The organism is Bradyrhizobium sp. Ken64, from assembly GCF_055807555.1.
In genome coordinates this window covers 186,828-210,646 of sequence record NZ_JBVVPA010000008.1, presented here as the reverse complement: position 1 = coordinate 210,646, position 23,819 = coordinate 186,828, and the positions used below count along the sequence as shown (strand labels likewise).

The 23,819-nt window shown below is 61.6% G+C and carries 23 protein-coding genes and 2 pseudogenes; 13 read left to right on the top strand and 12 right to left on the bottom strand.

Annotated elements, in window-relative coordinates; translation table 11 throughout:
* Positions 1-27 precede the first annotated feature (27 nt).
* Positions 28-252 carry a hypothetical protein gene (locus AC0L2F_RS16575; RefSeq protein ID WP_007610373.1) on the top strand — a complete coding sequence of 75 codons (225 nt, stop codon included), beginning with the start codon at positions 28-30 and terminating at the stop codon, positions 250-252.
* Positions 253-301: 49 nt separating this feature from the next.
* On the opposite strand, the gene AC0L2F_RS16570 is transcribed toward AC0L2F_RS16575, so the two are convergent.
* From AC0L2F_RS16570 to AC0L2F_RS16550, 5 genes and pseudogenes are all read right to left on the bottom strand, one after another.
* The gene (locus AC0L2F_RS16570) at positions 302-493 is read right to left on the bottom strand and encodes a hypothetical protein (protein ID WP_007610384.1); all 192 of its coding nucleotides are present in this window, start codon (positions 491-493) and stop codon (positions 302-304) included.
* Positions 494-622: 129 nt separating this feature from the next.
* Positions 623-1,318 carry an endonuclease/exonuclease/phosphatase family protein gene (locus AC0L2F_RS16565; protein WP_473249067.1) on the bottom strand — a complete coding sequence of 232 codons (696 nt, stop codon included), beginning with the start codon at positions 1,316-1,318 and terminating at the stop codon, positions 623-625.
* Positions 1,318-3,351, bottom strand: a complete 2,034-nt coding sequence (locus tag AC0L2F_RS16560; RefSeq protein WP_473249066.1) for a VTT domain-containing protein — start codon at positions 3,349-3,351, stop codon at positions 1,318-1,320. Before AC0L2F_RS16560 ends, AC0L2F_RS16565 begins: the two co-directional genes overlap by 1 nt.
* Positions 3,352-3,538: 187 nt before the next feature.
* The gene (locus AC0L2F_RS16555; protein ID WP_473249098.1) at positions 3,539-3,826 is read right to left on the bottom strand and encodes a hypothetical protein; all 288 of its coding nucleotides are present in this window, start codon (positions 3,824-3,826) and stop codon (positions 3,539-3,541) included.
* A 368-nt stretch (positions 3,827-4,194) separates the two neighbouring features.
* Positions 4,195-4,578, bottom strand: a pseudogene (locus AC0L2F_RS16550) (DUF7168 domain-containing protein); the annotation flags it as partial.
* Positions 4,579-4,790: 212 nt separating this feature from the next.
* Between AC0L2F_RS16550 and AC0L2F_RS16545 the strand changes: the two are divergent.
* Both AC0L2F_RS16545 and AC0L2F_RS16540 read left to right on the top strand, forming a co-directional pair.
* The gene (locus AC0L2F_RS16545; RefSeq protein WP_084777566.1) at positions 4,791-5,045 is read left to right on the top strand and encodes a DUF3551 domain-containing protein; all 255 of its coding nucleotides are present in this window, start codon (positions 4,791-4,793) and stop codon (positions 5,043-5,045) included.
* A 241-nt stretch (positions 5,046-5,286) separates the two neighbouring features.
* Positions 5,287-5,532 (top strand): hypothetical protein, encoded by a 246-nt coding sequence (locus AC0L2F_RS16540; protein ID WP_473249065.1) that lies wholly within the window; start codon positions 5,287-5,289, stop codon positions 5,530-5,532.
* 29 nt (positions 5,533-5,561) lie between these two features.
* Here the strand turns inward: AC0L2F_RS16540 and AC0L2F_RS16535 are convergent, their stop codons facing one another.
* On the bottom strand, positions 5,562-6,317 hold the full coding sequence (locus AC0L2F_RS16535) for a DUF7168 domain-containing protein (protein ID WP_473249064.1): 756 nt from the start codon (positions 6,315-6,317) through the stop codon (positions 5,562-5,564).
* A 384-nt stretch (positions 6,318-6,701) separates the two neighbouring features.
* On the opposite strand from AC0L2F_RS16535, the gene AC0L2F_RS16530 reads away from it, so the two are divergent.
* From AC0L2F_RS16530 to AC0L2F_RS16500, 7 genes and pseudogenes are all read left to right on the top strand, one after another.
* Positions 6,702-7,433, top strand: a complete 732-nt coding sequence (locus tag AC0L2F_RS16530) for a hypothetical protein (RefSeq protein WP_473249063.1) — start codon at positions 6,702-6,704, stop codon at positions 7,431-7,433.
* Between the two features lie 8 nt (positions 7,434-7,441).
* A pseudogene (locus AC0L2F_RS16525) lies at positions 7,442-7,663 on the top strand (PIN-like domain-containing protein); the annotation flags it as partial.
* Positions 7,664-7,871: 208 nt separating this feature from the next.
* Positions 7,872-8,153, top strand: a complete 282-nt coding sequence (locus AC0L2F_RS16520; RefSeq protein ID WP_473249062.1) for an acyl carrier protein — start codon at positions 7,872-7,874, stop codon at positions 8,151-8,153.
* A 33-nt stretch (positions 8,154-8,186) separates the two neighbouring features.
* Positions 8,187-9,605, top strand: a complete 1,419-nt coding sequence (locus tag AC0L2F_RS16515; protein ID WP_473249061.1) for a condensation domain-containing protein — start codon at positions 8,187-8,189, stop codon at positions 9,603-9,605.
* Between the two features lie 2 nt (positions 9,606-9,607).
* A complete protein-coding gene (locus tag AC0L2F_RS16510) occupies positions 9,608-10,996 on the top strand; it encodes a hypothetical protein (RefSeq protein WP_473249060.1) in 1,389 nt (462 codons plus the stop codon).
* Positions 10,989-12,377, top strand: a complete 1,389-nt coding sequence (locus AC0L2F_RS16505; protein ID WP_473249059.1) for a hypothetical protein — start codon at positions 10,989-10,991, stop codon at positions 12,375-12,377. Before AC0L2F_RS16510 ends, AC0L2F_RS16505 begins: the two co-directional genes overlap by 8 nt.
* A gap of 744 nt (positions 12,378-13,121) precedes the next feature.
* Complete coding sequence (locus AC0L2F_RS16500) at positions 13,122-14,159, top strand: hypothetical protein (protein ID WP_473249058.1); 1,038 nt, start codon at positions 13,122-13,124, stop codon at positions 14,157-14,159.
* A 133-nt stretch (positions 14,160-14,292) separates the two neighbouring features.
* Here AC0L2F_RS16500 and AC0L2F_RS16495 read toward each other — a convergent pair whose 3' ends face one another.
* Genes AC0L2F_RS16495 through AC0L2F_RS16480 form a run of 4 tightly spaced genes read right to left on the bottom strand, consistent with a single transcriptional unit; the run spans position 14,293 to position 18,646 of the window.
* Positions 14,293-15,459 (bottom strand): ABC transporter permease, encoded by a 1,167-nt coding sequence (locus tag AC0L2F_RS16495; protein ID WP_473249057.1) that lies wholly within the window; start codon positions 15,457-15,459, stop codon positions 14,293-14,295.
* 2 nt (positions 15,460-15,461) lie between these two features.
* The gene (locus AC0L2F_RS16490) at positions 15,462-16,622 is read right to left on the bottom strand and encodes an ABC transporter permease (RefSeq protein ID WP_007610423.1); all 1,161 of its coding nucleotides are present in this window, start codon (positions 16,620-16,622) and stop codon (positions 15,462-15,464) included.
* Between the two features lie 9 nt (positions 16,623-16,631).
* The gene (locus tag AC0L2F_RS16485; protein ID WP_473249056.1) at positions 16,632-17,363 is read right to left on the bottom strand and encodes an ABC transporter ATP-binding protein; all 732 of its coding nucleotides are present in this window, start codon (positions 17,361-17,363) and stop codon (positions 16,632-16,634) included.
* On the bottom strand, positions 17,360-18,646 hold the full coding sequence (locus AC0L2F_RS16480; protein ID WP_473249055.1) for an efflux RND transporter periplasmic adaptor subunit: 1,287 nt from the start codon (positions 18,644-18,646) through the stop codon (positions 17,360-17,362). The genes AC0L2F_RS16485 and AC0L2F_RS16480 overlap by 4 nt, the downstream gene beginning before the upstream one ends.
* 195 nt (positions 18,647-18,841) lie before the next feature.
* Here AC0L2F_RS16480 and AC0L2F_RS16475 point away from each other — a divergent pair, with 195 nt between their 5' ends.
* Complete coding sequence (locus AC0L2F_RS16475) at positions 18,842-20,065, top strand: glycosyltransferase (protein WP_473249054.1); 1,224 nt, start codon at positions 18,842-18,844, stop codon at positions 20,063-20,065.
* Between the two features lie 223 nt (positions 20,066-20,288).
* On the opposite strand, the gene AC0L2F_RS16470 is transcribed toward AC0L2F_RS16475, so the two are convergent.
* Positions 20,289-20,627 carry a tyrosine-type recombinase/integrase gene (locus AC0L2F_RS16470; protein ID WP_473249053.1) on the bottom strand — a complete coding sequence of 113 codons (339 nt, stop codon included), beginning with the start codon at positions 20,625-20,627 and terminating at the stop codon, positions 20,289-20,291.
* Between the two features lie 110 nt (positions 20,628-20,737).
* A complete protein-coding gene (locus AC0L2F_RS16465) occupies positions 20,738-21,154 on the bottom strand; it encodes a tyrosine-type recombinase/integrase (RefSeq protein WP_473249052.1) in 417 nt (138 codons plus the stop codon).
* Positions 21,155-21,854: 700 nt separating this feature from the next.
* Between AC0L2F_RS16465 and AC0L2F_RS16460 the strand changes: the two genes are divergently transcribed.
* Both AC0L2F_RS16460 and AC0L2F_RS16455 read left to right on the top strand, forming a co-directional pair.
* Positions 21,855-22,238 (top strand): hypothetical protein, encoded by a 384-nt coding sequence (locus tag AC0L2F_RS16460; protein ID WP_473249051.1) that lies wholly within the window; start codon positions 21,855-21,857, stop codon positions 22,236-22,238.
* Positions 22,201-23,811: an ORC-CDC6 family AAA ATPase gene (locus AC0L2F_RS16455; RefSeq protein WP_473249050.1), complete on the top strand. Its 1,611-nt coding sequence runs from the start codon at positions 22,201-22,203 to the stop codon at positions 23,809-23,811. The genes AC0L2F_RS16460 and AC0L2F_RS16455 overlap by 38 nt, the downstream gene beginning before the upstream one ends.
* Positions 23,812-23,819 lie beyond the last annotated feature (8 nt).

The window sequence follows — 23,819 nt, the reverse complement described above, 5'->3', positions numbered from 1 at the left end:
TGGCCCGGGGACATCGAGAGCTGACGCATGAACAAAGAACTGCGGGAGTTTCGACGGCTTGAACGGGTCTGCCTGGAGCAGGCAGCCCTCTCCACCATGGACCTCGCGCGAAGCGGGTTGCTCAAGGTCGCCGACGATTGTCGCGTCGCGGCCGAAGCGATCGAGGCGCAATCGCCTCGCAGACCTTTTGCAAGTGCCGTTCAGGCGCTGAAGCAGGCTTTGAGCGTGACGCGCATCCCGCACCGGCACTGAGGTTGGCGCTCGCGGGCAAGGACATCTTTGACGGGGCGACCGCGTGCGGTCAGCCCTTCGCTTCCGTCTGTTCACGAGCCAACCGTTCGGCCCTCAGCCGTTCCTTGTTGGCATAAAACGCCTTCTGCGCCGCTTCGTGCTCGCGCATGGCTTTTTCGGCTTCGATACGGCGTGTCGCATCACGCGCCTGCCGCTGTTCGGGGGTCAAGGGCTTGCGCCGGTAGGAAATGTCTTCCGTCATGGCCAGATAACGCGGAGGTCAGGGAAGGGTTCCCCTTCGTCCCGCCGGGCGGCAGTGTGGGCGGACTGCATAAATGTGCGAAAACAACCCCATGCACAGTAGCCAAGTCCTTCTGCAGACAGCACTTTTTTATCGCGCTTTCGATGCGTTTGACCCCGCAGCGATCTCGATGTCTGCAATCACAGGCAAATGGTCTGAATAGGCCCTCGCCCCTTGGTCGGTCCAAACCTTCCCGATCGGGCTGTCGGACGTCGCATAGATCCGGTCAAGCCGCAGCAGGGGCAGATGCGATGGGAAAGTTCGCAGCCGCGTCCGGTTTGGGCAGACCTGCGCGAGCACGCGCCGCACCGATTTGATCCAGAACCAGTCGTTGAAATCCCCGAGGACCACGGTCCTTCCAGGTTTCACCAGGCTTACCAGCGCCTGAGCCTGCGCGTGGCGCTCGTGGATGCTCAAGCCGAGATGCGTCGCCACCACGCGGACATCGCCGACGGGCGTCAGCAGTCCCGCGGCGATCGCTCGGCGCGGCTCGCGCTCACGATACGACACGTCGACGATCTCGGGCGGGCCGGAGAATGGGAAGCGGCTCAGCAGCGTCTGGCCGTAGTCGCCATCGGCCGTGACGATCGATTTGGCGTGAACACGGTGATCGCCGACGACACTCGCCAGCTTCGCAAACGGATCGTCTGATCGCGATCGCGAATCCACCTCCTGAAGCGCGACGACATCGGGAGCCCATTTGCGAATGATGGAACAGATACCCTCGAGATCGAATTTCGGATTGAGGTTGAAGGTGCCATGCACATTCCACGTCATGAAGCGCATCAGCGCCTCCCGGCGAGCCACGTCGCGACGAATTGCGCGCCTGCGCAGATCGCGAGCCAGCCCAGGAAGGCCAGTGCGAGGAGCAATATGTTGACCCAGGACGCATTCCTGGCGAGATCTGCGATCTGAGCCCCCAGAACTGCCATGGCGAGAATGCCGGGCGTCATGCCGAGCAGCGTTCCGACCAGGAAGTCACGCAGAGGCAGCGTGCTCGCGCCCGCCACGACATTCACCACCGAGAACGGCGCGATCGGAATCATCCGGATGACGACGACGGCCAGAATGCCCTTGCCGACAACACGCTCCTGGATTCGCGCGGTACGTCGCCCCAGCAAACGCTGCAGACGTTCGCGGCCGAGTGCCCGTCCGATCGCAAACAGGACAAAGGCGCTGAGCACGACGCCCGTCATGGCGGTGACGAAGCCCAGCCATGGTCCGAGTGCGGCAGCAGTTGCCGCAATGAGCACGAGAACCGGAAACACGACCAACCCGCCGACGACGAAAGCTGCAATCGCGAATGGCGGCCCCCAGATGGACTGCGCGTAGGCAGACAGGAATGTCGACATCCGGCCCGCGTCGGCGAAATCGCTCAAGGAGGTGTACGACCAGGCCATCGCCAGTCCCAAAAGCGCGACGGCTATCGAGACCATCCCGATGATCGTCTTCGTGCTCCACATGCGCGATGCCGCCCGCTCCAGATGCAGAGGCCGCTCGGGGTCCGCCACCGGCTGAACCATCGTGGCCAGAGTGCTGGTCAGCACGGAGGACTCCACTTGCCGCAGCGCCTTCGTCCCACCGGTTCTCGAGATGTCGTCCAGGAGCGCAAAAAGACGATCTTCGTTTTGCGCGACGGCCTGTTCATCGAGGCCGCAGAAATGAGCGATCAGGCGCCGGCGGACCGAGGAGATGAACTCGCGGTGCTCACCTGATGCGGCCTCAAAGATCAGGTCGCATTCGCTGTCGGCGCCCATCGATCGATTGTTCAAATTGGCCGAACCGATCCTCAAGATCCAATCGTCGACGATCATGAGCTTGCTGTGCACCATCACCGCCGCTTCCGTGTCCCCGCTCCCCGACAGCGGGTAGACGAAGCGGATGCGATCGGCGACGCCGGCCGAACTGAAGCAATCGATGAAAGCGCCGCGGCCGTTCTGCATGGCTTGGGATTCCAACCAGGACGAATGCAGTTTCGGCGTAACGACCAGAACCCGAAGCGAAGGCACGCGCTGCATCTGCTCCGCCAATTCGCGCGCGATCCTGGTGGCGCTGGTGAACTGGTTCTCGATGTACAGGAAGCTCGTCGCGGACCGGATCGCTGCTATCAATGAGCGTTCGACCTCCCGGAGCGTCGAACCTGCCGGACAAACCACCTCGGTCCTGGCGATGCCCACTGGCATATGCTCAGCCTCGACCGGCACATTCGCCGGCCAGCGCAAGCCTTTCAGCGGGCCCCGATCATCAATCTGTTGGCCTGCCGCGCGCCAGCGTTGCTCCACAAGTTCGCACAGCCACGCCGCCGCATCCCCGTCAACCATGCATTGAACATCATGAAACGGCAGGTAGGGCTTGCCCTGGGGATCACAGCGCGACGCGTGATCGGCGCGATGATCACTGGTGTCCCAGCGCCTGATCGTCAGATCGAGCCCGCCGACGAATGCCAGCGAACCGTCGACACAGACGATCTTCTGGTGTTGGGCCGACCCAAAGGGAAGTGTGGAATCCAGGTGAAACCGGACGCGGCCATCTGTGTCGGCGGTAAACTTGGCCGCGGAATTCCATTCCCTCTCGGAAGCGTAGAACGAGACGAAGTCCCAGACGAGAATGTTGATCCGCAAGGTCGGACGTCGTTGGACCAGCGCGCCCAGGAATGGGCCGAGCTGTTCCGGCAAGCCATCATCCGCTCGCCCGGACTCGCCGACCAGCCTGGTCTCGCTGTGGATATCCCAACCGACGATATAAACGAGATCCTGCGCCTGCAGCAGGGCCTCCCGCAGGGCCGCGAAATAAGCGGCGGCATCGTTGAGAACCGCCACACGCCGCGCCTCGCACCGCCGCCAGACGGTGTCGCCGGGGATCAGGGTCGATGAGCTCTGAAGCAGGGAAACCTCGCAAGTTGCGTTCGCGTTGAAACGCGCTGAACACGCAACGTGTTCCCCAACTCAGAACCATGGGTCAATGTTCAGCGTGTGAGGATTCCGGCGCCACAGTCTCCCCTCGCCGCTACTTGGTTCGGACCGCCTTTGCACCTGCGCCCTTCAAGGCGTCTGCAATCTTCTCAGGCGCATCGCCGTGAAAGTCCACGGAGACCTCGATTGGACCTTCCAGCTTCTGATGCCCCTCCGGCGCAGGCGCGGTCTTGGCGTCAGGACCGGCCGGGCGTGTCCCCGACGTGTTCGCGCCACCGGCGGCCTGGACGAAGACGTCGCTTCGCGGCACGCCGCATTCCTGCACGACATGCTCAACCGCAAGCTCGGCGCCGCGGCGCGTGTCGAATTCTCCGATGATCATGCTTTCCAAGGGCGCCCTCCGTGGCTGGACCAGAGTGCGAACAACAGGCCAGCGAGGGCCAGGTTCCTGAACGCGCGCGCGTTTAGAACCGAACGATCCCGAACACGACAAGCAGCGCGAGCGTGATCACCCCCGAGACCAGCAGCGAGCCGAGACATCCCAGCCGATTCGAGAAAAAGAAGAACATGCCTCGCCCATCCCCATAGCTTGGTGACGGGCTAAGTTCTCCCATTCGACAGCGTTCCTGGAGGGCTTTTGGGAGGCGCGAACAAGAACCAATCCAAGAACCATTCATTGAGCGGGACGTTGAGTCCGCGATGTCAGACGCTTTTGATTATTTCCGAGCGCATGCGGTCCGGGCGCTTTGTTCAGCTCTCTTTGGGAGCAGTCCCTGACTGCGACGCGCCGAGGCCTGGATTGATGGCGATCGACGCGCCGGCGGCCCGCCGGCTTCATAGGCCGTCATCGACCATCCGGCTGGTGCTGCGCTGGGTCCGCATCTTCAGGTCGAGCTTGTCGAACTCCGCATCGACCACCGAGGTCTTGAGAACCACCAGCCCGCGGCCGGTGCTTTCGTTGACCTGATCGCGACTGGCCTTGATCGCCAGCAGCCTGTCCGCGATCGAGGCCACCATTCCGAGCGCGAAAGAGGCATTGGCCAGATGCTGCTCCTGGTGCCCGAACCTGCTGTAGTCGACCGAGGTCTTGAAGCGGCCAAGTTCGGCGCGCACGGCGCCGTCGATCAATTTGGCGCGCAACGCCTGGATGCGGAGCTTCAGCTTGTCGAGCGTGGCCGGATTGGAGGTCTGATGCACTGATTATCTGCCGCGATAGCGCGGACGTGATTTAACGTGCCCGGTCGCTTGGGTGAGCTTTGGGCCTTGCAGGAACCAAGGCCCAGACCTGCCATTAGCTTCTGCCACCTTAAAGCTCTCCTTGAGGGCTTCATACTCGGAGAATTCAGATGCGCACCACACTCCTCGTCCTATTGATGCTTCTGGGATTTCTATCTGCCGCGCGTGCAGAGCGCGACTATCCCTGGTGTGTCGTTGGCGACGATCTCAGCTGGCCCGGCGAGTGCATGTACGAGACCCGGGAGCAATGCATGGCTTCGGCATCCGGCCGCTGGAACACGACGTGCGACATCAATCCGCGCGTGAGGTTCAACCAGCAGGCCCAACCCACCACAAAGAAGCTGCAGGAACGACGTGGGCATTAGCGACAGGTCCGGCGGGAAGTCGACAAGGCGCCGCCCCGGGTGCGACTGGCATGGGTGACCTGACCGATGCTCGTATTTTCCGCTTCCCGCGCGGGCAATCTGCGCGGCTCAAGAAACGACCAGGCGCCCCGCCCGCTGCCGTGTGCAGGGCAGCCCACGAAGCCATTTCGCAGGGCCACGAAGCACCCCCGAAACAATCCGCGATTAGCCTCGTTGCCAATCAACAATGGGGACGGCGATCATGTTGAATATGCTTATGGACGCGATCTACGGGGGCGTCATTTCGGCCTCGGTTCCTAGGATGAAGATCCAGGGACCAGGCGCTGCACGTTCGAGAGCCGCCGTCACCAGCGCTGCTTGGCTGCCAGAATTGATTGAAGCGCTGGAAAACTTCGCTGCGCTTCCCGCGCCCCATCAATCGGAAGTCGACGCCTGCCATGCTCGGTTGCGACTTCCAAGCGACCAAGGTCAACCGACGCTGCACTGACCGGAGGTCGTACGCCTCCCCCAATGCGTTCAGCTTCCTTTGGGAGTGGTCCTTGACTGCGGCTCGCCAAGGGACTTGCCAAGGCCGGGGTTGATGGCGAGCGACGCTCCGGCGGCGCCGCCGGCTTCATAGGCCGTCATCGACACCATCCGGCTGGCGCTGCGCTGGGTCCGCATCTTCAGGTCGAGCTTGTCGAACTCCGCATCGACCACCGAGGTCTTGAGAACCACCAGCCCGCGGCCGGTGCTTTCGTTGACCTGATCGCGACCGGCCTTGATGGCTACCAGCTTGTCCGCGATCGACGCCACCATCCCGAGCGCGAAGGAGGCATTGGCCAGATGCCGCTGCTGGTGCCGGAACCTGCTGTACTCGACCGACGTCTTGAACCGGCCAAGTTCGGCGCGCACGGCCCCGTCGATCAATTCGGCCAGATAATGCGCGACCTCGACATCCGCACCGAGACCGAAGAACACATAGTGGTTCTCGCCGGCCGCGTTCTTCTCGCGCCAGACCCGACAATCGCAGAAATGAGCGATCGCGCCGATGCAGTCGTCCAGTGGAATTCGCTTCTTGCGAAAAGTCTCGTAGACCCTGCGTTCGCACGGCGACGCGCGCAGTTCGACGTCGGAGAGCGACAAAACGTGGCGATCCAGCAGTTCGGCGACCTTGGCGGCCGCCGACAGCGCCTCGTCCTCGGTGCAGCCATTGGCGATGGTCTTGGCGCGCAGCGCCTGAATGCGGAGCTTCAGCTTGTCGAGCCCGGCTGGATTGGATGTTTGATTCACGGATCACCTGTCCGGGGAAAGCCTGACCGAGAGACTCCGGTCCGGTCGGATGGATTGGCGGAAGGGGGGCCTGTCAATCTCGCTGAATTATTCGACTTCTCCGCCGGCCTCGCGACCGATCTCAGGCAGAATGGAGCTTGGAGAGCGCGAGGCTAGCAAGGCCTGGAGAGACGTGACCCAAGAGGCAATCGAACGCAAGAGGCAAGTGATTACGACTTGCGAGGCGATCCTGAAAGATGTGGGTGAGAGCCGAATCAAGGACTAAAGCCCGCTGCTTCAGTGGGGTGGCTTGCGTACCTCCGAGCGCCTAAAACCCGTCTGCTGTGTCCTCAGCGCTGCCGCCGGCGCTTCCATCGGCCAAGGCAATCCGCTAAAGGTTTGAGAATGCGTAAGCCAGAGTCGAAGGAATCTGATGCCTTAAGCCGGGGGGCCTATAGCGCCTCTGAGGGCCTGCGCCTTCTGAATTTCAGCCGCGGCTCCGCGCCTGTTCGTCACGTTTCCCGGAGCACCGTGGTTCGCTGGCTGCGCGGGTATGACTTCGGGACCGAAGAAGCCGGAGGGCACTCCGAGCCGCTCTGGCGGCCGGACTATTCGAAGGACGACGATTTAATCGAACTCAGCTTCCGCGACCTGATCGAGCTTCGGTTCGTCAAGGCATTTCGCGACATCGGGTTGGCCCTGCCAACTATTCGAGAATGTTATCAGCGCGCGGCCGAAGAAGTGCATGACGAGCGTCCGTTCTCGACGCAAAAGTTTCGCACCGATGGCAAAACGATCTTCCTTGAAATCACCGAAGGCATTCAGGAAGCAAAGCTGGTCGACCTTCGCCGACGGCAAAATGTCTTTCGTACCATCGTCGAACCGAGTCTCAAGGATTTGGAATTCGATGCGTCTGCCGTCGCGCGATGGCTCCCTCTCGGGATGCCTCATAAGTCCGTCGTCATTGACCCAACACGCTCATTTGGCCGCCCCATCGCCGCGTCCGGCGTTCCGACCGAGGTGTTAAATCGGGCAGTCGAGGTAGAAGGGTCGGTCGCCAAGGTTGTCAAGCTGTACGAGGTAAGCGCCGCTGAGGTGCGTAGCGCGGTCACGTTCGAAAGAAAGCTCGCTGCTTGAAGCTGTTGGTGGACAATAACCCCAGTCCATCGCTTGCGCGAAGTTTTCAACCTCTATTGGACGAGCATGAATTCGTCGCGCTTCGCGACAAATTCCCGGCAAATACAAAAGACGTTGGTTGGATCTCTGCGCTCGATACCGAAGGCGGTTGGGCCGCCCTTACGGCAGAGAGGAAGTTGAAAACTCGACCGCATGAGCGCCTCGCGCTCGACCGATCAAACATTGTTTTCTTTTTTCTCACCGGCTCTTGGCTCAAATGCTCAGTGCCAGAAATGGCATGGCGCCTCATACGGCTTCTAGTTTATCATTGCATTTGGATTGTAATTATCTGCCGGAAGAAGGTTTCGATTGTGAGTGCTATTGCTGTCGGCATCGGCTGCAGACTACCGGGATATATCGTCTCGCCAGACGCAGCGGAGTCCATCCGGAGCGGCCACGTTGCGGGATTTGGGGGCAGCGGCCGAATCGGCGGGCCGCCTTCGCCTGGAGTTCCGACGCACGCCGCCCGTCGAGCGGCCCGCGTTGTTGCGGCATCTGATCATCGAGGATCTCGGTGTCATCTTGCGCCGCAGAGGGAATCCAGGCCGCGCATTTTGCGATTGCGACCTCGACTCACTCGGGACGCTCCAACTGCTGATCGCACTCGAAGCGGACACCGGCATTCGGCTCCCCGCCCGGGACGTGACGACTGTACGCGCACTGGCCGACAAGCTGGGGTGATGCAAGAACTGCATCTGGCCGAAGCAGTTGCCCATGACTGATCTGCGTCCGCTGCACGACTGGTCAGGACCTCCTGCGACGCTGACTCTCTGGCGCCCGTCTGCTGCATCAATGGAAAGTGCGAAGCTCGCACCGGTGTCGCCCGTGTTACCCAGTTACGAACAGCAACAGCATCTGCGCGCCTTCCGCGCGTGTGAGCAGCGGCACGAGTCGATGGCGCGGCTGCTTGTCGTTGTGTGGGACGAAGCCGGCCGGTGTGACCTCAGGGCCATGACCCATGTCGTGACTGCACATCTGCGTAGGCACGACACTTATCATAGCTGGTTCGAGGAGCGCGGCGAAGCAATAGTACGACACGTGCTGACCAATCCAGCGGCGATCGAGATGGACTGTTCGACGCTGGGTGAGGTCAGCGCGGAGGATTGGCAAGAGCATGTCATTGCGACCCCTGCACCGTTCGCGTGGGATTGCTTTCGCTTCGGCGCTCTCCAGCACACAACGGGGTTCACTTGCTTCGCAAGCATTGACCACTTGCACGCCGATGCGACCGTTGTCGCTTTTCTGATGGCGGAGATCCGCTCAGCGTATCGCGCTGTGCGCGACGGCCAGACGTCGCTTCAATTCGGTCCGCCGGGGAGCTATCTAGCTTACTGCAGCAGTCAGCGCCAGCGCGCGGCCGCGACAACGTTAGCGGATCCTGAGGTGAAGGAGTGGATCGCGTTCCTGCATCGCAACGATGGGCGGACGCCGTCTTTCGCGTTGCCGCTCGGGGTGCTGGAGGATCGCTATCAGGCCGAGTATGTACACGTGGATGTCCTCGATGATGCCGTCATGGCCGCGTTCGAGTCCGCATGCCACGCTTCCGGCGCGCGAGTGATCGGCGGCCTGTTGGCCTGCGCGGCCCTGACCGAACGGGAATTGGCTGGGCGCTTGCGCTACAGTATTGTCACTCCCACAACGACGCGAAGATCGGCACCGGGTTTCAGGACGACCGGCTGGTGCGTGGGATTGGTGCCCATCGATTTCGAGGTCCAGGAACGAACGTTTGCGCAACTCGCCTTCACAGCCCAGCGTAACTTTGACGAACGGCGAGGCCTTGCCCACGTGCCGATCGAGCTCGTACTTGAACTCGCCGCCGGGCTGCCGACGATTCGATCCGTCGCCACAGGTGGCGTCATGCTATCCTATATGGACGCGAACTTTCCTCCGCGCAGTGCGCACGTTGCGCGCGAATTGCAGCAGGGGAATGGGCGAGGCTATATCAACCAAGGCATGGCCGCGCAGGTTGCGCTCTGGTTCTTCCGTACGCATCGCGGGCTCTCGCTGACGGCGGCTTATCCGGCAAACGGGACAGCCCGCGCCTCGATGCACCGGTATGTCAAGACGCTTACGGGCGCATGCCGCCAGGCGGCCGACGCATTGATGCCGACGTACTCTCATGTCGGCGGTTAACGATGACCCACGCGACGTCTCATCCAGAGAACGTGCCGAACCTGCCGCCGCCCTTCGTGTCTTTCGCGGACCAGGGCATTTACCTTGCGCATACCTCACTCGGGCAGCATGCGGTCATTCAGGCGCTGTGGCGCTATCTCCGGCCTGTGGACCTGGACGCGCTGACACAGTTCCGCGACAATCTCGCGCTCGGGCTGCTCGCGCGGCTGATCCGGCCGGCGCTGCTTCCGTTCGGGCGGCACCAATGGGTGAGCGCGCCAGCCCCATCCGCTGCTCTCGCTGTTGCCGAGGCGCCGCTTGCCCTTGAGGCGATGCAGGCGTGGGCCGACGCGCAGGTGGAGCTTCCCTTGGACCCCGCGCGGGGACCAGCATGGACCTTCACGTTCCAAACCTTCACCGACGGCTCCACCGTGGTCTCGCTCGTGGTTTCGCACTGCATCTCGGACGGACTGACAGTTTTAACGGCCATCAGCGAAGCCGTGCGAGGCGTGCGACGGCCGCCACTCTCTCCCGCATGGTCAGTCTGGTCGGCGCGCCGCGCCGCGACAATACTGGGTGCCGAACTCCAACGCATGGTGCGGGACACGCCGGCGACGCTCCGGGCGCTCGCCCAACTGGCCGATGCGGCATACACCTCGCGCCCCACATACACCGCACCCACCGCGTTGCCAGTCGTGACGATCGCCGACAACCAGAGAATCGTATTTCCGTCGGCCTTCATACGCCTGCCCACATCCCTCTGGGACGCCAGAGCACAGTGCCGCGGTGGGAGCCGGTTCACGCTCCTGACCGCGGTCACCGCGGCGTTTGCCGAAGCGCTCGGTCGCGTTCGCGATGATAATGTCACCTTGCTGATTCCCGTGAGTGAACGAGCGGGTCTGCCGCACACCGGCGGGAACGGGGTCGCGCTTGCCACTTTGAAGGTGCGTGTCGGCGAACTGCGAGGGCGCCTGCATACGTTTCAGCGGCGTCTGCGGGCTACGCTGCTGCGGACGAGACGCGAACCCAATCGACTTGCCGCACTGCTGCCCTTGGTGCCTTTTGTGCCCAGACGCGCATTTTCGGCTGCCACCCGTCTGGCGTTTGCCGCGCTCGGTGACCTGCCGGTCACCTGTTCCAACTTGGGTCACTGTCCCGAGGGCGTGCTCCGGATCGATGGCGGCGCGGCCGATCGTTTCTGCTTTCGCGGCATCGACCGTCCGGTCGAGCGGCGCGCGATCGAGGAGCGCCATGGTGTGGCGACCCTCTTCGCAGGCATCATTCCCGGGTTTATCGTCCTGAGCTTCGTTGCCTACCAGCCCGGCGTGGTAACGAGCCCTCAGCATCTTCGTGCCCTCGTCGAACGCCTCTTGGCTGACTACGAACTCCATGGCGAGTTTTTCGATGCTTGAGACGAGCACGCCCGACGCCCCTGCATACGCGCGGCACCGCCTCGCCTGGGTGGACCAGGTGGCCTACGAATTGTTCAGGGTCACCGGCCGGAGGCAGTTGATGCAATGCCTCTGGCTCTATGATCGTGACGTGAATCTTGCCCCGCTGGCGCGAACAATTGAACGGCTCTCCGCACTGTCCTTCAATCGGCTCATTGAGCCGTCAGCCTTGCCTGGTGGAAGGCCTCGTTGGGTGAAGCCGGCGGAGACGCCCATTCTGCCCGAGCAGAGTTCGGACCTGCTGCCACGATCGCGGCTCCTGCAGTGGGCTAATCGGCACGCGCGCACGCCCATAGACCCGGTCATCGGTCCGGGTTGGCGAATGGCCATCCAGCCGTTCGACGATGGCAGCACAGCCGTGAGCATCGTCGGATCCCACGTACTCCTCGACGGAATGGGAGCCTTGCGCGCTATCGAGGCTGCTACAAACGGCATCGGCGTCCCGAACCGGTATTTGCCTAAAGGCGCCCGCGGGCGGCTGTCCGGGTGCGTGTCGGACGCTTGGCAGATCCTCGCCGACGCTCCGCGCACGATTGCCGCACTCGCTCAGAGTGCGCACGCGTACTGGTACAGGCCCGCCGCCTCTCTACAGAGGCCGGCGGTTACTGCCGCCGAACCGGGTCATGACCCATCAACGATCGTCGAGCTTCCGGCCGTCGCGGTCACTGTTGAATCGCGTGCCTGGTTCGCGTGCGAGCAGCGGCTGGGGGGCGGCTTGAATACGCTGCTGCCGGGCTTCGTAGCGTCGCTCGCGTCGACTCTCGGCAGGCGCCGTTTCTCCGACGGCGCTATCAGCCTGCTTGTTCCCATAAACCGAAGGCGTGGGCTGGAGGACGAACGAGCGCTGGCGATCGAATTCCATATGATGAACATCGCGCCTGCAGGCCTGACCACCGACCTGCGGCCCGTGAATGCGCCGCTCAAGGCGCTTCTTCGCGGTGCGAAGAACAATCCGACCGCCGCACTGGTTTCGTCCCTGCCGGCGATCGCCTGGATGCCGCGCACGGCCGCGAAGATGCTCGTGAACCGGGTGTTCAATTATGGCGGTGAGCTGCCAGTAAGCTGTTCCGACCTGGGAATGCTGCCGGGCGGGCTCGCGCGCATAGACGGCGCGCCGTGCCGCCATGTGCTGACACGAGCGGTGGATGTCAACGTCACGCGCCAAGACCTGGAGCGCTCCCACGGTCATCTCGTTGTTGTGGCCTCGCGTTTCGAGAAGACCATTTCCCTCTGCATCGAGGCCTGCCAGTTGGAACCAACGCCAACCACGACCGACGAACTTCGTCGCGTGACCTCCCTGATACTCGCCGACTTCGGACTCGATGCGATCATTGAGGCCTGAAGCTTTGGGGCTGCCTTTCGACAAGCGACTGACAAGCCGATAGCGTCGTCAGAGATCGTTTTTTCGGGCTGCGGCAATTCCTGAGCTCTGAAGTACGACAACTATTTAGCCTGATAGCGTCTGAGGTTCGTGATCCCGCATCCGACTTATCCCGGCCGATTGCGACTGCTCGACCGCCACACCACCGATCTGCTCGACAACCGCCCGAGCCCACGCGCACGCGCGACCTGCGTTTTCATCGTTGCCAACGCTCTCGCCTGCTGGCAAAGGGTGATGCCGTGCGGTGGCTTCCGGAGACCGGGCTGTCGGGAACACGCGGCGCGCAGCGTTCGTACATCGCCTGGAATTACCGGCCTTGATGCGGCAATCTCATCGTGCAGCTAAGAGACAGGGGCTCAAGAGGTGAACCCTTCTTCTGCCAACAAGTTGCGCGAACGCCGCAGCGGGGCCCGCGACGCCGGCGCAGATGACGTGCTGTGCTATATGGACCAAGGCTCATTCGTTGGATTGCGCGCGCTCGGACGCGGGCCAGCGCTGCAGATCACCTGGTTATATCCCCACCCGATCGACGAAGCCGCCGTGAGACAGTTCAGCGAGCGCCTCGCACGAGGGTTGCTAGGACGCCTCCTGCAGCGTTCACCATTGCCATGGGGGCGGCACCGTTGGGTGGCCAACCCTGTGCCGGGCCCAGTGACATGGTTTCGCGACCCGCTCCCCAATGAGAGGCTGCTTGAGTTGCGCCGTATGCTGCTCGATTTACCTGTGGATCCCGAGCGCGGACCAGGTTGGCGCCTGGCCGTCCAAGCGCTTGAGGACGGTGGCTGCGCACTGATCATGCTGGTGTCGCACACGATCGCTGACATGCAAGCCACCAATCTGGCCATCGCTGACGCGGTGGCTGGACGACATGCCGACCATGGACTCCCAACCCCGTCGTGGCGCTGGTCTCCAGTGATGCTGGCGCGCGACGGTGTAGAGAGCTTACGCGCCCTGCCTGGCGTTTGGCGCGCTCTGGTGGCTCTCGTGCGGCGGTCGCGCAATGGGAGCGCGGGCGTGTCGCGTCCGAGCTCCCGCGCTCGAACCAGCCACGATCACTTTGAGCCGGCAGCGGATGTGCCACTTGTTGAGGTGGTCATGGACGCAGCGGCTTGCCAACAGCGCGCGTCGGATCTGGGCGTGGCAAGCAACACGCTGATCGTGGCGTTCGCAGCACGGATCGCTTTCCGGGTGGGCCGCGTGGACGCCTCAGGACGGGCGAAGCTGGTGCTGCCGGTCAGTGACCGCCGTTCAGATGACCGGCGCGGCAACGCGCTGCGGTCGATCACAGTGATGGCGGACCCCGAGGCTTGCCGCAACGATCCGCGCGGCTTACAGCGAGATCTCAAGGCTGCGCTGGCCTCGCTGATCCGGCACGGCGATGATCTGTCGCCGCTGTTTCCGCTGATTCCGTATGTGCCGCTGTGGCTGGTGCGTCGTCTGGAGCGGGAGGCGCTCGGCGCGGGCCTGCCCGTTGGCTGTAGCCTGGTAGGCGAGTTGCCGCTGGACGTGAACCGCCCCTGCGGCGAGGCATTGCTTCTGCAGCTCTCCATTCTGGAGCACTACACGGTCCCGGACCTCCAACGGCTGGGCGGCGTGCTGTTCATCGGGTGCTACCGTCTCGGTGAACGGCTTTGCTTTACCGTGTCCGGCTACGTGCCAGACGGCGCAACGACACGCGCCGAATTGGCACCATTGGTGCGCGATGCGCTCGCGGACATGGGCCTGTGCGGGACGGTCAGTTGACGATAACGGATAAACAAGAGGGGACGTTACATCCTTGGCCAAGACTTGGCGCAACGGAAGGTGGGGCTTGACCGATTAACTGTTGCCGAGCACCAAGGTGCACCGCATGCCGGCCAAAGCGGCTGCCGAACACTCAAGCGACGCGTAGCGCGTCAACGATCTTCATGCGGGCGGCCCGTACAGCCGGCAGGAAGCCGCCGAGAAAGCCCATCACAAGCGCGAAGACGAGCGACCGCAGCACGATCCCGGGCGTCAGGACAAACCGAAATGCGAGCTCGGAGAGCGACGTCCAGTTGAGCGTCGTTATCTTCACCTGCATCATGAGCGATGCGAACGAAAGCCCCACCACCCAGCCGACCAGCGCGAGCAGCAGCGCCTCGACAAGGAAAGCCATGAGGATCCGCGAGCGCCGAAATCCGAGCGCGCGCAGGACCCCGACCTCCACCATGCGGCTGGCGACGGCCGCGTACATCGTTATCGTCGCGCCAATGACCGCGCCCAGTGAGAACATCACCGAGAGAGTGATCCCGAGCAGCCGAATGAACCCGGAGAGCAGGCGCGACTGCTCCTCATAGAAGACGCGCTCGCGCTTGGCTTGGATGGTAAGGCGGGGATCCGATTCGAGGCGCGCCTTGAGCGCATCAAAGCTGGAGCGATCAGCGAGGCGCACCGTGACCGAGGAGAAAAAGTCTCGCCGAAACGACTGCATGAGCTGCTCGTTATCGCACCAGATCTCGGAGTCGAACCCGCTGCCCCCCGCGTCGAACCGGCCTACGATCTTCCATTCGCGGTGAGCGAACCTGAGGCTTGATCCAATCTCGAGGTCCTCGAAACGCCCCGCGAGCGCTCCGCCCATTACGATCTCGTCCGATCCCGGGCGAAACATGCGTCCCTCCGCGAGCCGCACCTGCGGACGCACAGCCAGAACGGCTGGACCAACGCCGCGGACCAAAATGTTGCTCGCCTGTTTGGTCTTGCTTCTTGGCCGCGCGATCAGCACAGCCACTTCCTTCGATACGAGCGGCGCGCCTTCGGCCCCGATGATCACCTCGGGCTGGCTTTCGATGATCCTGGCCTGCAGACGGTCGATCAGGCTCTGGATCTCGACTTCCGCGGAGCGGCGTACGAAAATGACGTTCGTGTCCTCGCCGGTGGCGACGAGAGTTCGCTTGAGTCCGGAGTCAAGCATGAGCACGGCAGCGTAGACAAACACCACAAGGGCCATGCCTGTCGCGGTGAGAAAATTGGTGAATTTGCGCATCTGCAGGTTGCGCCAGCTGTAGGCGAGCAGCAACGGCATGTTCAGCCCAACGCCCGAAGACCATTGACGATGCTGACACGTGCTGCCCGGTGCATTGGAAATACCGCGGCGAGGGCCCCGACCACCAAGGCCGAAAGTGCCTGCAACATGACAGTGCTGACGCTCACGATCAGTGCTGGGAAGAGCGTCGCGGAGAGTACGGCCAGGTGCGCGGCAACCGGGGGCGTGAGCCCGATAGCGATCGCGCCACCGATCGATGCTATCACGACGGATTCGCCAAGGATCAATCGTGCCACGTAGCCGGGGCTGAAGCCAATGGCCTTCAGCGTTGCATACTCGCGGAGTCGCTCGCGCGCCGTCATCGCCATTGTGTTTGCCATAACGGACAAGATTATAAAGATAACCACGAATGAGACGATCCGAATGGAAATGAGCATCGCTTCGGTCTGCTTCACGAAGCCGATCTGGAAAGTGCGCTCAGTCTCGGTGAGCGTCTCGGCAAACGAGTTCCGGAACACTGCGTCGATTGCCTGACTGACTTCCGCGACGCGGTCAATGCTGACGACGTCCACGACGAAGAACCCAACCTGGTCAGCCTGTGCCTTGGAACGCACACGGAGTGTTTCGTTCAGGTAATCCCAGCGGAAGTAAAGATGCGAGGTGTCGGTTTTAGGGTCTCGGCCGTCAAAGACGCCATCGATCACGAACTCCCAGTTACCGGGGAAAATCGTCCCGCGTAGCTGAATCACATTGCCTGGCTTGAAGCCGTAGCGGTCGGCGAGTTTGCGTCCTACGATCGCGCCGCGGCGGTCGCGCAGGAAGGCGCGCCGTACCTCGTCCGAAACGAGGATCTCGGGGTGCATATCGAGATAGCTCGCGGCGTCGATCGCAAACTGCGGGAAGAAATTCTTCGGATCCTTGTAGATGCCGCCGAACCAGTTCATGTAGGTGATGCGTCGCACGCCGTCGACAGCGCTTATGCGCTTGTGATATGCTTGTGGCAGCGGCAGTGCGAAAGACATGGCGTTGCGGGTCAGCAGCCGCGAAGGAACGGCGCCATTAACCCCCGCGTACCACGTGTCGACGACGGTCTGGAGCACACCAAAGGCGAGAATCGCAACAACGAGCCCGAAGAGCGTCAGTGACGTGCGGAGCCGGTGGCGCAAGACGTTGCGCGCCACGAGCTTGAGCCATTGGCTCATCGCTGGCACTCACTCAAGGCGCTGCTCCACCAGGTAAGAAAGCTCGCCCTTCTCCAGATGCATGATGCGCTTCGCATGCGCCGCCGCGCGGCCATCATGGGTCACCATCACGATCGTCTTGCCCATCTCGCGGTTCAACCGCTGCATAATTCCAAGCACCTCCTCCGCGGACTGCCGGTCAAGGTCGCCCGTCGGCTCGTCGGCCACCAGCATCGTCGGGTCGGTGACGATCGCCCGCGCGATCGCCACGCGTTGCTGCTGTCCGCCCGAGAGTTCCGAGGGCAAATGTTTGACGCGATCGCTCAGGCCAACGAGACTGAGCGCGAGTTGCGCGCGGTCTCGGCGTTCGCGCCGCCCTAGGCCGGTGAGCGTGAGAGGCAACTCGACGTTCTCCAGCGCTGTGAGCACAGGCATCAGATTGTAGAATTGGAATATGAAGCCCACGTTCGCCGCGCGCCAGTCAGCGAGATCGGCTTCCGGGAGGCGCGTGATGTCCTCGCCACCCACCTTGATCGAGCCGTGATCTGGACTGTCGATGCCGGCGATCAGGTTGAGCAGTGTCGACTTGCCCGACCCCGACGGGCCCATCAAGGCGAGGAACTCCTTACAACGGATGTCGAATGTGAATTTGGAAAGGACAGGGACGATCTGCCCACCGCGCCGATAGCCCTTGCTGACGTCGCGCAGCGCGATGAGCACATCTTCCCCGTTCGGCGCCTCGGAGACGCCAGTTATGCTCACTTCGTGGCCTGCTTGGCTGCGCGCCCATCATCAAGATCCTCCGGCGGTCGGATCACCACTCGTGTGCCGGCCTTTAGGTCACGTACCTCGATCTGGTCGCCCACCTTCATACCGAGATCCACAGGCTGCAGACGGGCTTTGCCATTCTCGACGACGTAGACCTGCTGTCGTCCACCCTCCTCAACGACGGCCGCCATCGGCACTGCAAGAATAGGCTTGCGCTCTGACTCGGCGAGTTCACGATCGAGGAAGGCCACCTTTGCGCTCATTTCCGGAAGCATCCGCGAGTCGCGCTGCTTGAACCGGATCTTTACGAGGGTTGACGCCTTGGCGCGATCCACGGTTGGGACCATCCGGCTAACCACGCCCTCGAAGCGCTCGGCGGGGATAGCGTCCAGCTGGATCTCCACCGGTTGCCCCACATGGATGCTCAGGTACGACGACTCCGCCACGTCGGCCTCCACTTCAAGCGAGTCCATGTCGGCAATGGTGACGACCGCGCCCTTGGTGTCGACCGCCTGCGAGAACGGTGTGATCGTGTCGCCTACGTTGGCGTGCCGCGTGAGGACAACGCCGTCGAAGGGCGCTCGGATAAGGGTCTGGCCGACGGCAACGTCGGACACGCGGAGATTGGCTTGCGCAGCGGCGATGGCGGCCCCGTACCCGGCAAACGCTGCTCGCGCCTTGGCGAGGCGTGCCTCAGCGGTTTCGCGCGTCGAGTCGCTTATGATGTTCTTCTCGCCGAGGGCCTCGGAGCGCCTGAACGCGATTTCCGCTTGGGTGAGCTCCGCCCGCCCCTGGGCGAGGTTGGCTTCCGCAACCTGCACGTTAGCGGCTGCCTGGTCGCGCATCGCCTGCGTGTCGCTGCTCTCGAGCCGGGCGATCACCTCACCCTCCTGCACCTTGCTGCCTTCGAGTACGCCCAGCCACTCGAGACGGCCTGTCGCCTTCGAGGCGACGGATGCCTTGCGTTGCGCAACGACGTACCCGGTCGCGTTCAACAGCGTCAATGCTTGTGATGGATAGACGGAGTAGATGACCGCCGTCTCGACGACGATCTGCGCATGCCGGCGCCACGCCCACGTTCCGACCCCAATGCCGACAAGCATGGCGAGGAGAAGTACCCGCACCAGGATGCGGCGCAATCGGCTGCGGCGCCCCGAGCCGGCGCTGCGGTCGATCGCTAGCGCGGATAGATCGGAGGCGGCGGGTACGCCATCGCTCAGGGTTTGGGGCAGAGACATCATTTTATCATCAATTTCCGAGCAATCCGCGCAGACCATGAAGAAAATATCTCGTTGAGAAAGCCGTAAGCCATGCGCTGGACGACTGTCAATTAGCATTAAAGGCGGCTCTTGACATCCACGTGTTCTGCTCTTCTGTAAGCTCTGAAACAAGCCGACGGCGCCCACACCAAAGCGATTGCTATGACTTGAAACTGCGAAAACCGGAGCGCGATTATTAAATTCACCGTCGCAGTGCACGGGACACGGGGAGACATCGAACCCGCCGCTGCCGTTGCACGCGAGTTGCAGCGCCGCGGTCATGAGATCAACATGGCCGTGCCTCCCAATCTCGTTGGGTTCGCTGAATCGGCTGGCTTATCTTCGGTGGATTCTTACGGCCCGGATTCCCAACAGCAACTAGAGGCGGAGATTTTCCACGACTGGTTCAAGTTGCGCAATCCCATCAAGGTCCTGCGGCAGGCTCGAGAGTACCTCACCAACGGCTGGGCCGAAATGAGCGAGACTCTCACCAGGCTGGCAGTCGGCTCTGATTTGATACTCAGCGGAACGACTTATCAAGAGGTCGCCGGCAATGTGGCCGAGGCCCAAGGGGTCCCCCTTGCCGCCCTGCATTACTTCCCCGTCAGGGCGAATAATCACATGCTGCCGGTTCAATTGCCCCCGAGTTTGATCGAGCCCTTGTGGTCAGTCGCCGAGTGGTCGCACTGGCGCCTATTGAAGCCGGCCTACGATGAACAGCGTCAGACCTTGGGACTTCCGGAGTCCAAAATTCGTGCCGTGCGCCGACTCGTCGCCTATGGCGCGCTGGAGATTCAAGCCTACGACAAGGTGTTCTTTCCCGGGCTTGAGGAGCAATGGGGCTGGAAGAGACCTTTGGTCGGCGCGATGACCCTGGAATCCGCCACGCATTCCGACGCGTCCGTGCGTTCCTGGATCGGAGCTGACCGCCCGCCAATTTACTTCGGGTTCGGCAGCATGCCGGTCGACAAACCGGCCGAGACCATTGCGCTGATCATAAACACGTGTCGGGAGCTCGGCGAGCGCGCGCTGATCTGTTCGGGAGTCTTGCGCCTTGAAGGCAGAGCTCCCACGAAGGACGCCATGATGGTGCCTTCGGTCAACCACGCCGAGTTCTTACCGCGCTGCCGGGCCATCGTTCACCATGGCGGCGCCGGCACCACTGCCGCCAGCGTGCGATCCGGCGTCCCAACTCTTGTGCTCTGGGTGGGCGCCGACCAGCCGGTGTGGGCTACACAGATCAAACGCCTGGGGGTCGGCACCTCGCGTCGTTTCTCCGCCATGACGCGGGAGACCCTTCACGATGACCTGCGGACCGTTCTCGGGTCACGATGCGCCGCTCGGGCGCGCGAGGTGGGCAATCAGATGACACCGCCGACCCAGAGCCTGACAACTACCGTAGCCCTCCTCGAACGGCTGGCCGCTAAGCGCGCGTGATGTCTGCCTGTACCTCGCCGAATGAGCAGCAGGCCGGACGCGAGCGAACAGGAGGGAATGGCAACCGTCGCATCCCGAGCCGAACTCGTACGTCTGCTGGAGGACGATGTCTCCCATGGTGATCTCACCGCCGACTTGCTGGAAATTAGCGAGGCCGCCGGTGTCATGGCGTTCACGGCCCGTGCGCCCCATGGGGCTAGCGAACATCTTCGTTCAATCACCACTAAGCGGAAACGACGTCGAAGCTTTGCTCATCGTCGTTCGCGCGCATACCGTCGAGGACCGACAGCGCCGGATCCGTCAAGGGAACGTGGTGGTCCTGGTCCATCTTCATTCGTTCGCCGGGGATTTTCCAGGTCGAGCCCGGCCGATCGATCTCAGACCAATGCGCTTCGACCGCCTCGTTGGTGCGACACCCCGTGAGGATTAAGAAGCGCAGCATGGCAGCGGCAGTTCCGGGCGCGCCGGCAAGGAGCTTCATGAAGGCCGGCGCTTCGGAATAAGGCAACGCCGGATGATGCCGAACCACCCGCTTGCCTCGTTTTGGCAGCTTCTCGCGCAACTGCCTTGTGATCTCTGCCGGATTACGGAAGTCCGGATCGTCGATATCGACGTTCTTCGCAATGATCGTTTCAATTCGGCCGCGGACGCGGTTCGCAGTCTCGCGCTTCTCTACCCAGATGGCTTCAGAAGGTCGTGGATGTGACTCGGTTTGATCTCCGGGATCGTCAGCTTGCCGATGGTGGGATAAGCGTAGCGCTTGAGCGAGGACGGCCACTGGTCGCGATGCTTCTCGCTCCAGGTCGACCAGTTCGTCCGGATGTAGGCTTCCGCGCACTCCTCGAAAGTCGATAACGCCTCTTTTGTTTCGACGGCTTTCGTTTCTTCGCGTTCCTTTCGCCTCTCCTGGACGATGTCCACGCCAGCGGTGCTACGATCGCCTCTCACGCGCAGACGGGCTGCATCTCGGGCCAGCCGCGCATCCCTTAACGACACATCCTTGAACGAGCCGAGGCCGTGCCAACGCTCCTTGCCGTCTTTCCAATATCGATAGGACCAGCTCTTCGAGGTCGGTCCGTTGACGATCAACTAGAGACCCCCGCCGTCGGCATATTTGCCGGGCTTGTCTTGGCGCTCAGCGTCAAGTGGTTTCAGTCTTCCAGCCATCGTTCCTCCGAGAAAATCGTCCTCCGAACCCACGGTCTAAAGCTACGGTCAGCATCCCGAGTAGGGAGAACACCGACGAACTGCGAAGTACAGATCTTCGGCGCAAGTTACTGAATTTGCTGTGGAGTTCGAACGACTGCGAACAGTGGAAAACAATATACTGGCGGAAGGGGTGGGATTCGAACCCGTAAAATATTCCATTATATTACAATTAGTTGATTAAACTTTCCACTCGTTCCCCTGCTCGGTCCCCTACCGCCCCGTCACCACCCAGCTTGGTTGTTCCGACCTATTAAGCGGATGCAGAATGATTTTGCCAGCCGTCGCCGCGCGCGGATCAGGTCAGATCATCGCCCTCGCGAACGCCTTTGAAGAATGGATGAGTAATCGGCCCGGACGACCATGCCAAGAATGAAGAAGTCCTGCACCGAGGCACTTCAAGGCCCGTGACGACGAAACCGCGCCTGATGGCTGATGCTCGCGGTGATACTGATGCTATACTCGCCAGGGCACAGCTAGCCTGGGCATCCTCCTCCAAAAACTGACGGCCGTCACGCCCGCGAGAAGGAGCCACTTCAATTTTAGGCTGGCTATCTGAGTTCGGATGGGGAGACCATCTTCAATGACACTATACGCCGACGCCCCCCTTGAGACGCTGCAAAAGTACTTCATCGATATGGCCGAATTTCGCAGCAAACAGTGCGAAGTGGTTCCCGAACAAACGCGGGACCTGCTGAAACAGGCGAGGCTGTTCGTCACCTTCGCACGCACCGCGTTGCAGGTGTCGCCTCCTACTCGGGACCTATTTGAGCGAGCCGTCCATGCGACTTCACATGACGACCACATCGTGAAGCGCGCCACATGGGAAGTGGCAGACGAGGTTGGGATCGACGACACGTTGCTAACGGTGGAAGAGTTCCTATCGCGGGTATGTGATGTGATGACGAGGCGCTCTTCTGGCGAAGGACGTGTCGATCAGCGCACTGGAGGAAGCGACAATGCCTGACGCTACTGGCGAAGCCGAGATCGTACAGCAAATCCAAGCGGCCTTTATGCAATTCGATCGTCGAGCCGAGAAGGTTTCTCAGGATATACTTGCTCGCACATTCGTAGATGCTGAGCCTCTCTTCATCCAACTATCGAGCCGCAATCATCAGGTTTTTTACGGAAGGCGGGGTACAGGCAAAACCCACGCCCTTAAGTACCTGGCGGAGACGCTCCGCGCTCGTCAGGACATGCCGATATACATTGACCTTCGGTCTGTTGGGTCAAACGGATCGATCTATGCGGATGGAAAGCGCACTCTTGCTGAGCGGGCATCCCGCTTGATCATCGATGTGCTTGAGGCTGTCGAACAGGAATTGACCGCGATCGCTATTGAGCAAATCGACAGTGCGAGAGATGCTCAGCAAATCACCTTGCGCCTTGACGATCTCGGCTCCGCAATTCGCTCCGTTGAAGTTAAAGGGACGGTCGAGGAAGAAAGGACCACCTCGGAAGCTAAGGAAGCGAGCAAATCACTTTCTGCGAAATCTGACGGCAAGACCGTGGAGCTATCCGGCGGGTTTAGCAGAAAAAACGCTATCAGTGACACGAGCCGGACGAAACATTCGGGAGAAGCTTCAATAAGCATAGATTTCGGGCCGCTTCAGGGTGCGCTGTCGGGGTTGGTGGACGTCCTCGGTTCGCCAACAATTTGGCTGCTCATCGACGAATGGAGCGAGATACCAATCGATCTGCAACCCTACCTAGCTGATCTGATACGGCGCACGATCCTCCCGCAACCGCGTATGATCGTAAAAATCGCAGCGATCGAGCACAGATCGCAATTCGCAGAGCTTGGCCATGGCGGATCATATGTAGGCATCGAAATCGGAGCCGATGTGACCGCCGATATCAACCTTGATGATTTCGTCGTGTACGACGTGGATCAGCGTCGAGCCACCGAGTTCTTCAAGAACCTACTCTTTAAGCACTACCAGGTAAGCGAGCGAGCCGATCCAGCCATCGACACAGCCGATAAGTTGATCTCTGCAACGTTCACTCAGGTCACGGCGTTTGAGGAGTATGTTCGCGCAATCGAAGGGGTCCCGCGCGACGCTCTCAATTTGGCTGCGGCAATGGGACGTATCGCTTTCGGCCGCAAGATCGCTGTTACAGACGTGAGGAAGGCCGCGCGAGAGTGGTATCAACAGGACAAGATGTCGGTCACTAAGAGCGCGCCCATGCTAGCAGAGGTTCTCCATCACATCATTAACGAGGTCATCGAAAATAGGCGTACCAGGGCGTTCCTTTTTCCCGCAGCCTCCAGTTCGGCCGAGATCGACCGCTTGTACGATGCCCGCCTTCTTCACCTGCTAAAGAAAAGCATCGCTTCAAACGACGAGCCCGGCAAACGCTATCACGTATATAAGATCGACTATGGCTGTTATGTCGATCTCATCTCGACCTCTCGTGCGCCGGGCGGACTTCTCGCTGGTGAGAACGAGGGCTCCTACGTCGACGTCCCCCCCGACGACTACCGTTCTATTCGTCGGGCGATCCTTAGACCTGAGGACATAATCCCCTTCGATGCGTAGCAGGACTC

Excerpts from the sequence above, each read along its gene's own strand:
- AC0L2F_RS16575 (WP_007610373.1), top strand. The coding sequence starts at position 28 with ATGAACAAAGAACTGCGGGAGTTTCGACGGCTTGAACGGGTCTGCCTG.
- AC0L2F_RS16570 (WP_007610384.1), bottom strand. The coding sequence starts at position 493 with ATGACGGAAGACATTTCCTACCGGCGCAAGCCCTTGACCCCCGAACAG.
- AC0L2F_RS16565 (WP_473249067.1), bottom strand. The coding sequence starts at position 1,318 with ATGCGCTTCATGACGTGGAATGTGCATGGCACCTTCAACCTCAATCCG.
- AC0L2F_RS16555 (WP_473249098.1), bottom strand. The coding sequence starts at position 3,826 with ATGATCATCGGAGAATTCGACACGCGCCGCGGCGCCGAGCTTGCGGTT.
- AC0L2F_RS16545 (WP_084777566.1), top strand. The coding sequence starts at position 4,791 with ATGCGCACCACACTCCTCGTCCTATTGATGCTTCTGGGATTTCTATCT.
- AC0L2F_RS16540 (WP_473249065.1), top strand. The coding sequence starts at position 5,287 with ATGTTGAATATGCTTATGGACGCGATCTACGGGGGCGTCATTTCGGCC.
- AC0L2F_RS16530 (WP_473249063.1), top strand. The coding sequence starts at position 6,702 with ATGCGTAAGCCAGAGTCGAAGGAATCTGATGCCTTAAGCCGGGGGGCC.
- AC0L2F_RS16515 (WP_473249061.1), top strand. The coding sequence starts at position 8,187 with ATGACTGATCTGCGTCCGCTGCACGACTGGTCAGGACCTCCTGCGACG.
- AC0L2F_RS16510 (WP_473249060.1), top strand. The coding sequence starts at position 9,608 with ATGACCCACGCGACGTCTCATCCAGAGAACGTGCCGAACCTGCCGCCG.
- AC0L2F_RS16505 (WP_473249059.1), top strand. The coding sequence starts at position 10,989 with ATGCTTGAGACGAGCACGCCCGACGCCCCTGCATACGCGCGGCACCGC.
- AC0L2F_RS16500 (WP_473249058.1), top strand. The coding sequence starts at position 13,122 with ATGCTGCTCGATTTACCTGTGGATCCCGAGCGCGGACCAGGTTGGCGC.
- AC0L2F_RS16495 (WP_473249057.1), bottom strand. The coding sequence starts at position 15,459 with ATGCCGTTGCTGCTCGCCTACAGCTGGCGCAACCTGCAGATGCGCAAA.
- AC0L2F_RS16490 (WP_007610423.1), bottom strand. The coding sequence starts at position 16,622 with ATGAGCCAATGGCTCAAGCTCGTGGCGCGCAACGTCTTGCGCCACCGG.
- AC0L2F_RS16480 (WP_473249055.1), bottom strand. The coding sequence starts at position 18,646 with ATGGTCTGCGCGGATTGCTCGGAAATTGATGATAAAATGATGTCTCTG.
- AC0L2F_RS16460 (WP_473249051.1), top strand. The coding sequence starts at position 21,855 with ATGACACTATACGCCGACGCCCCCCTTGAGACGCTGCAAAAGTACTTC.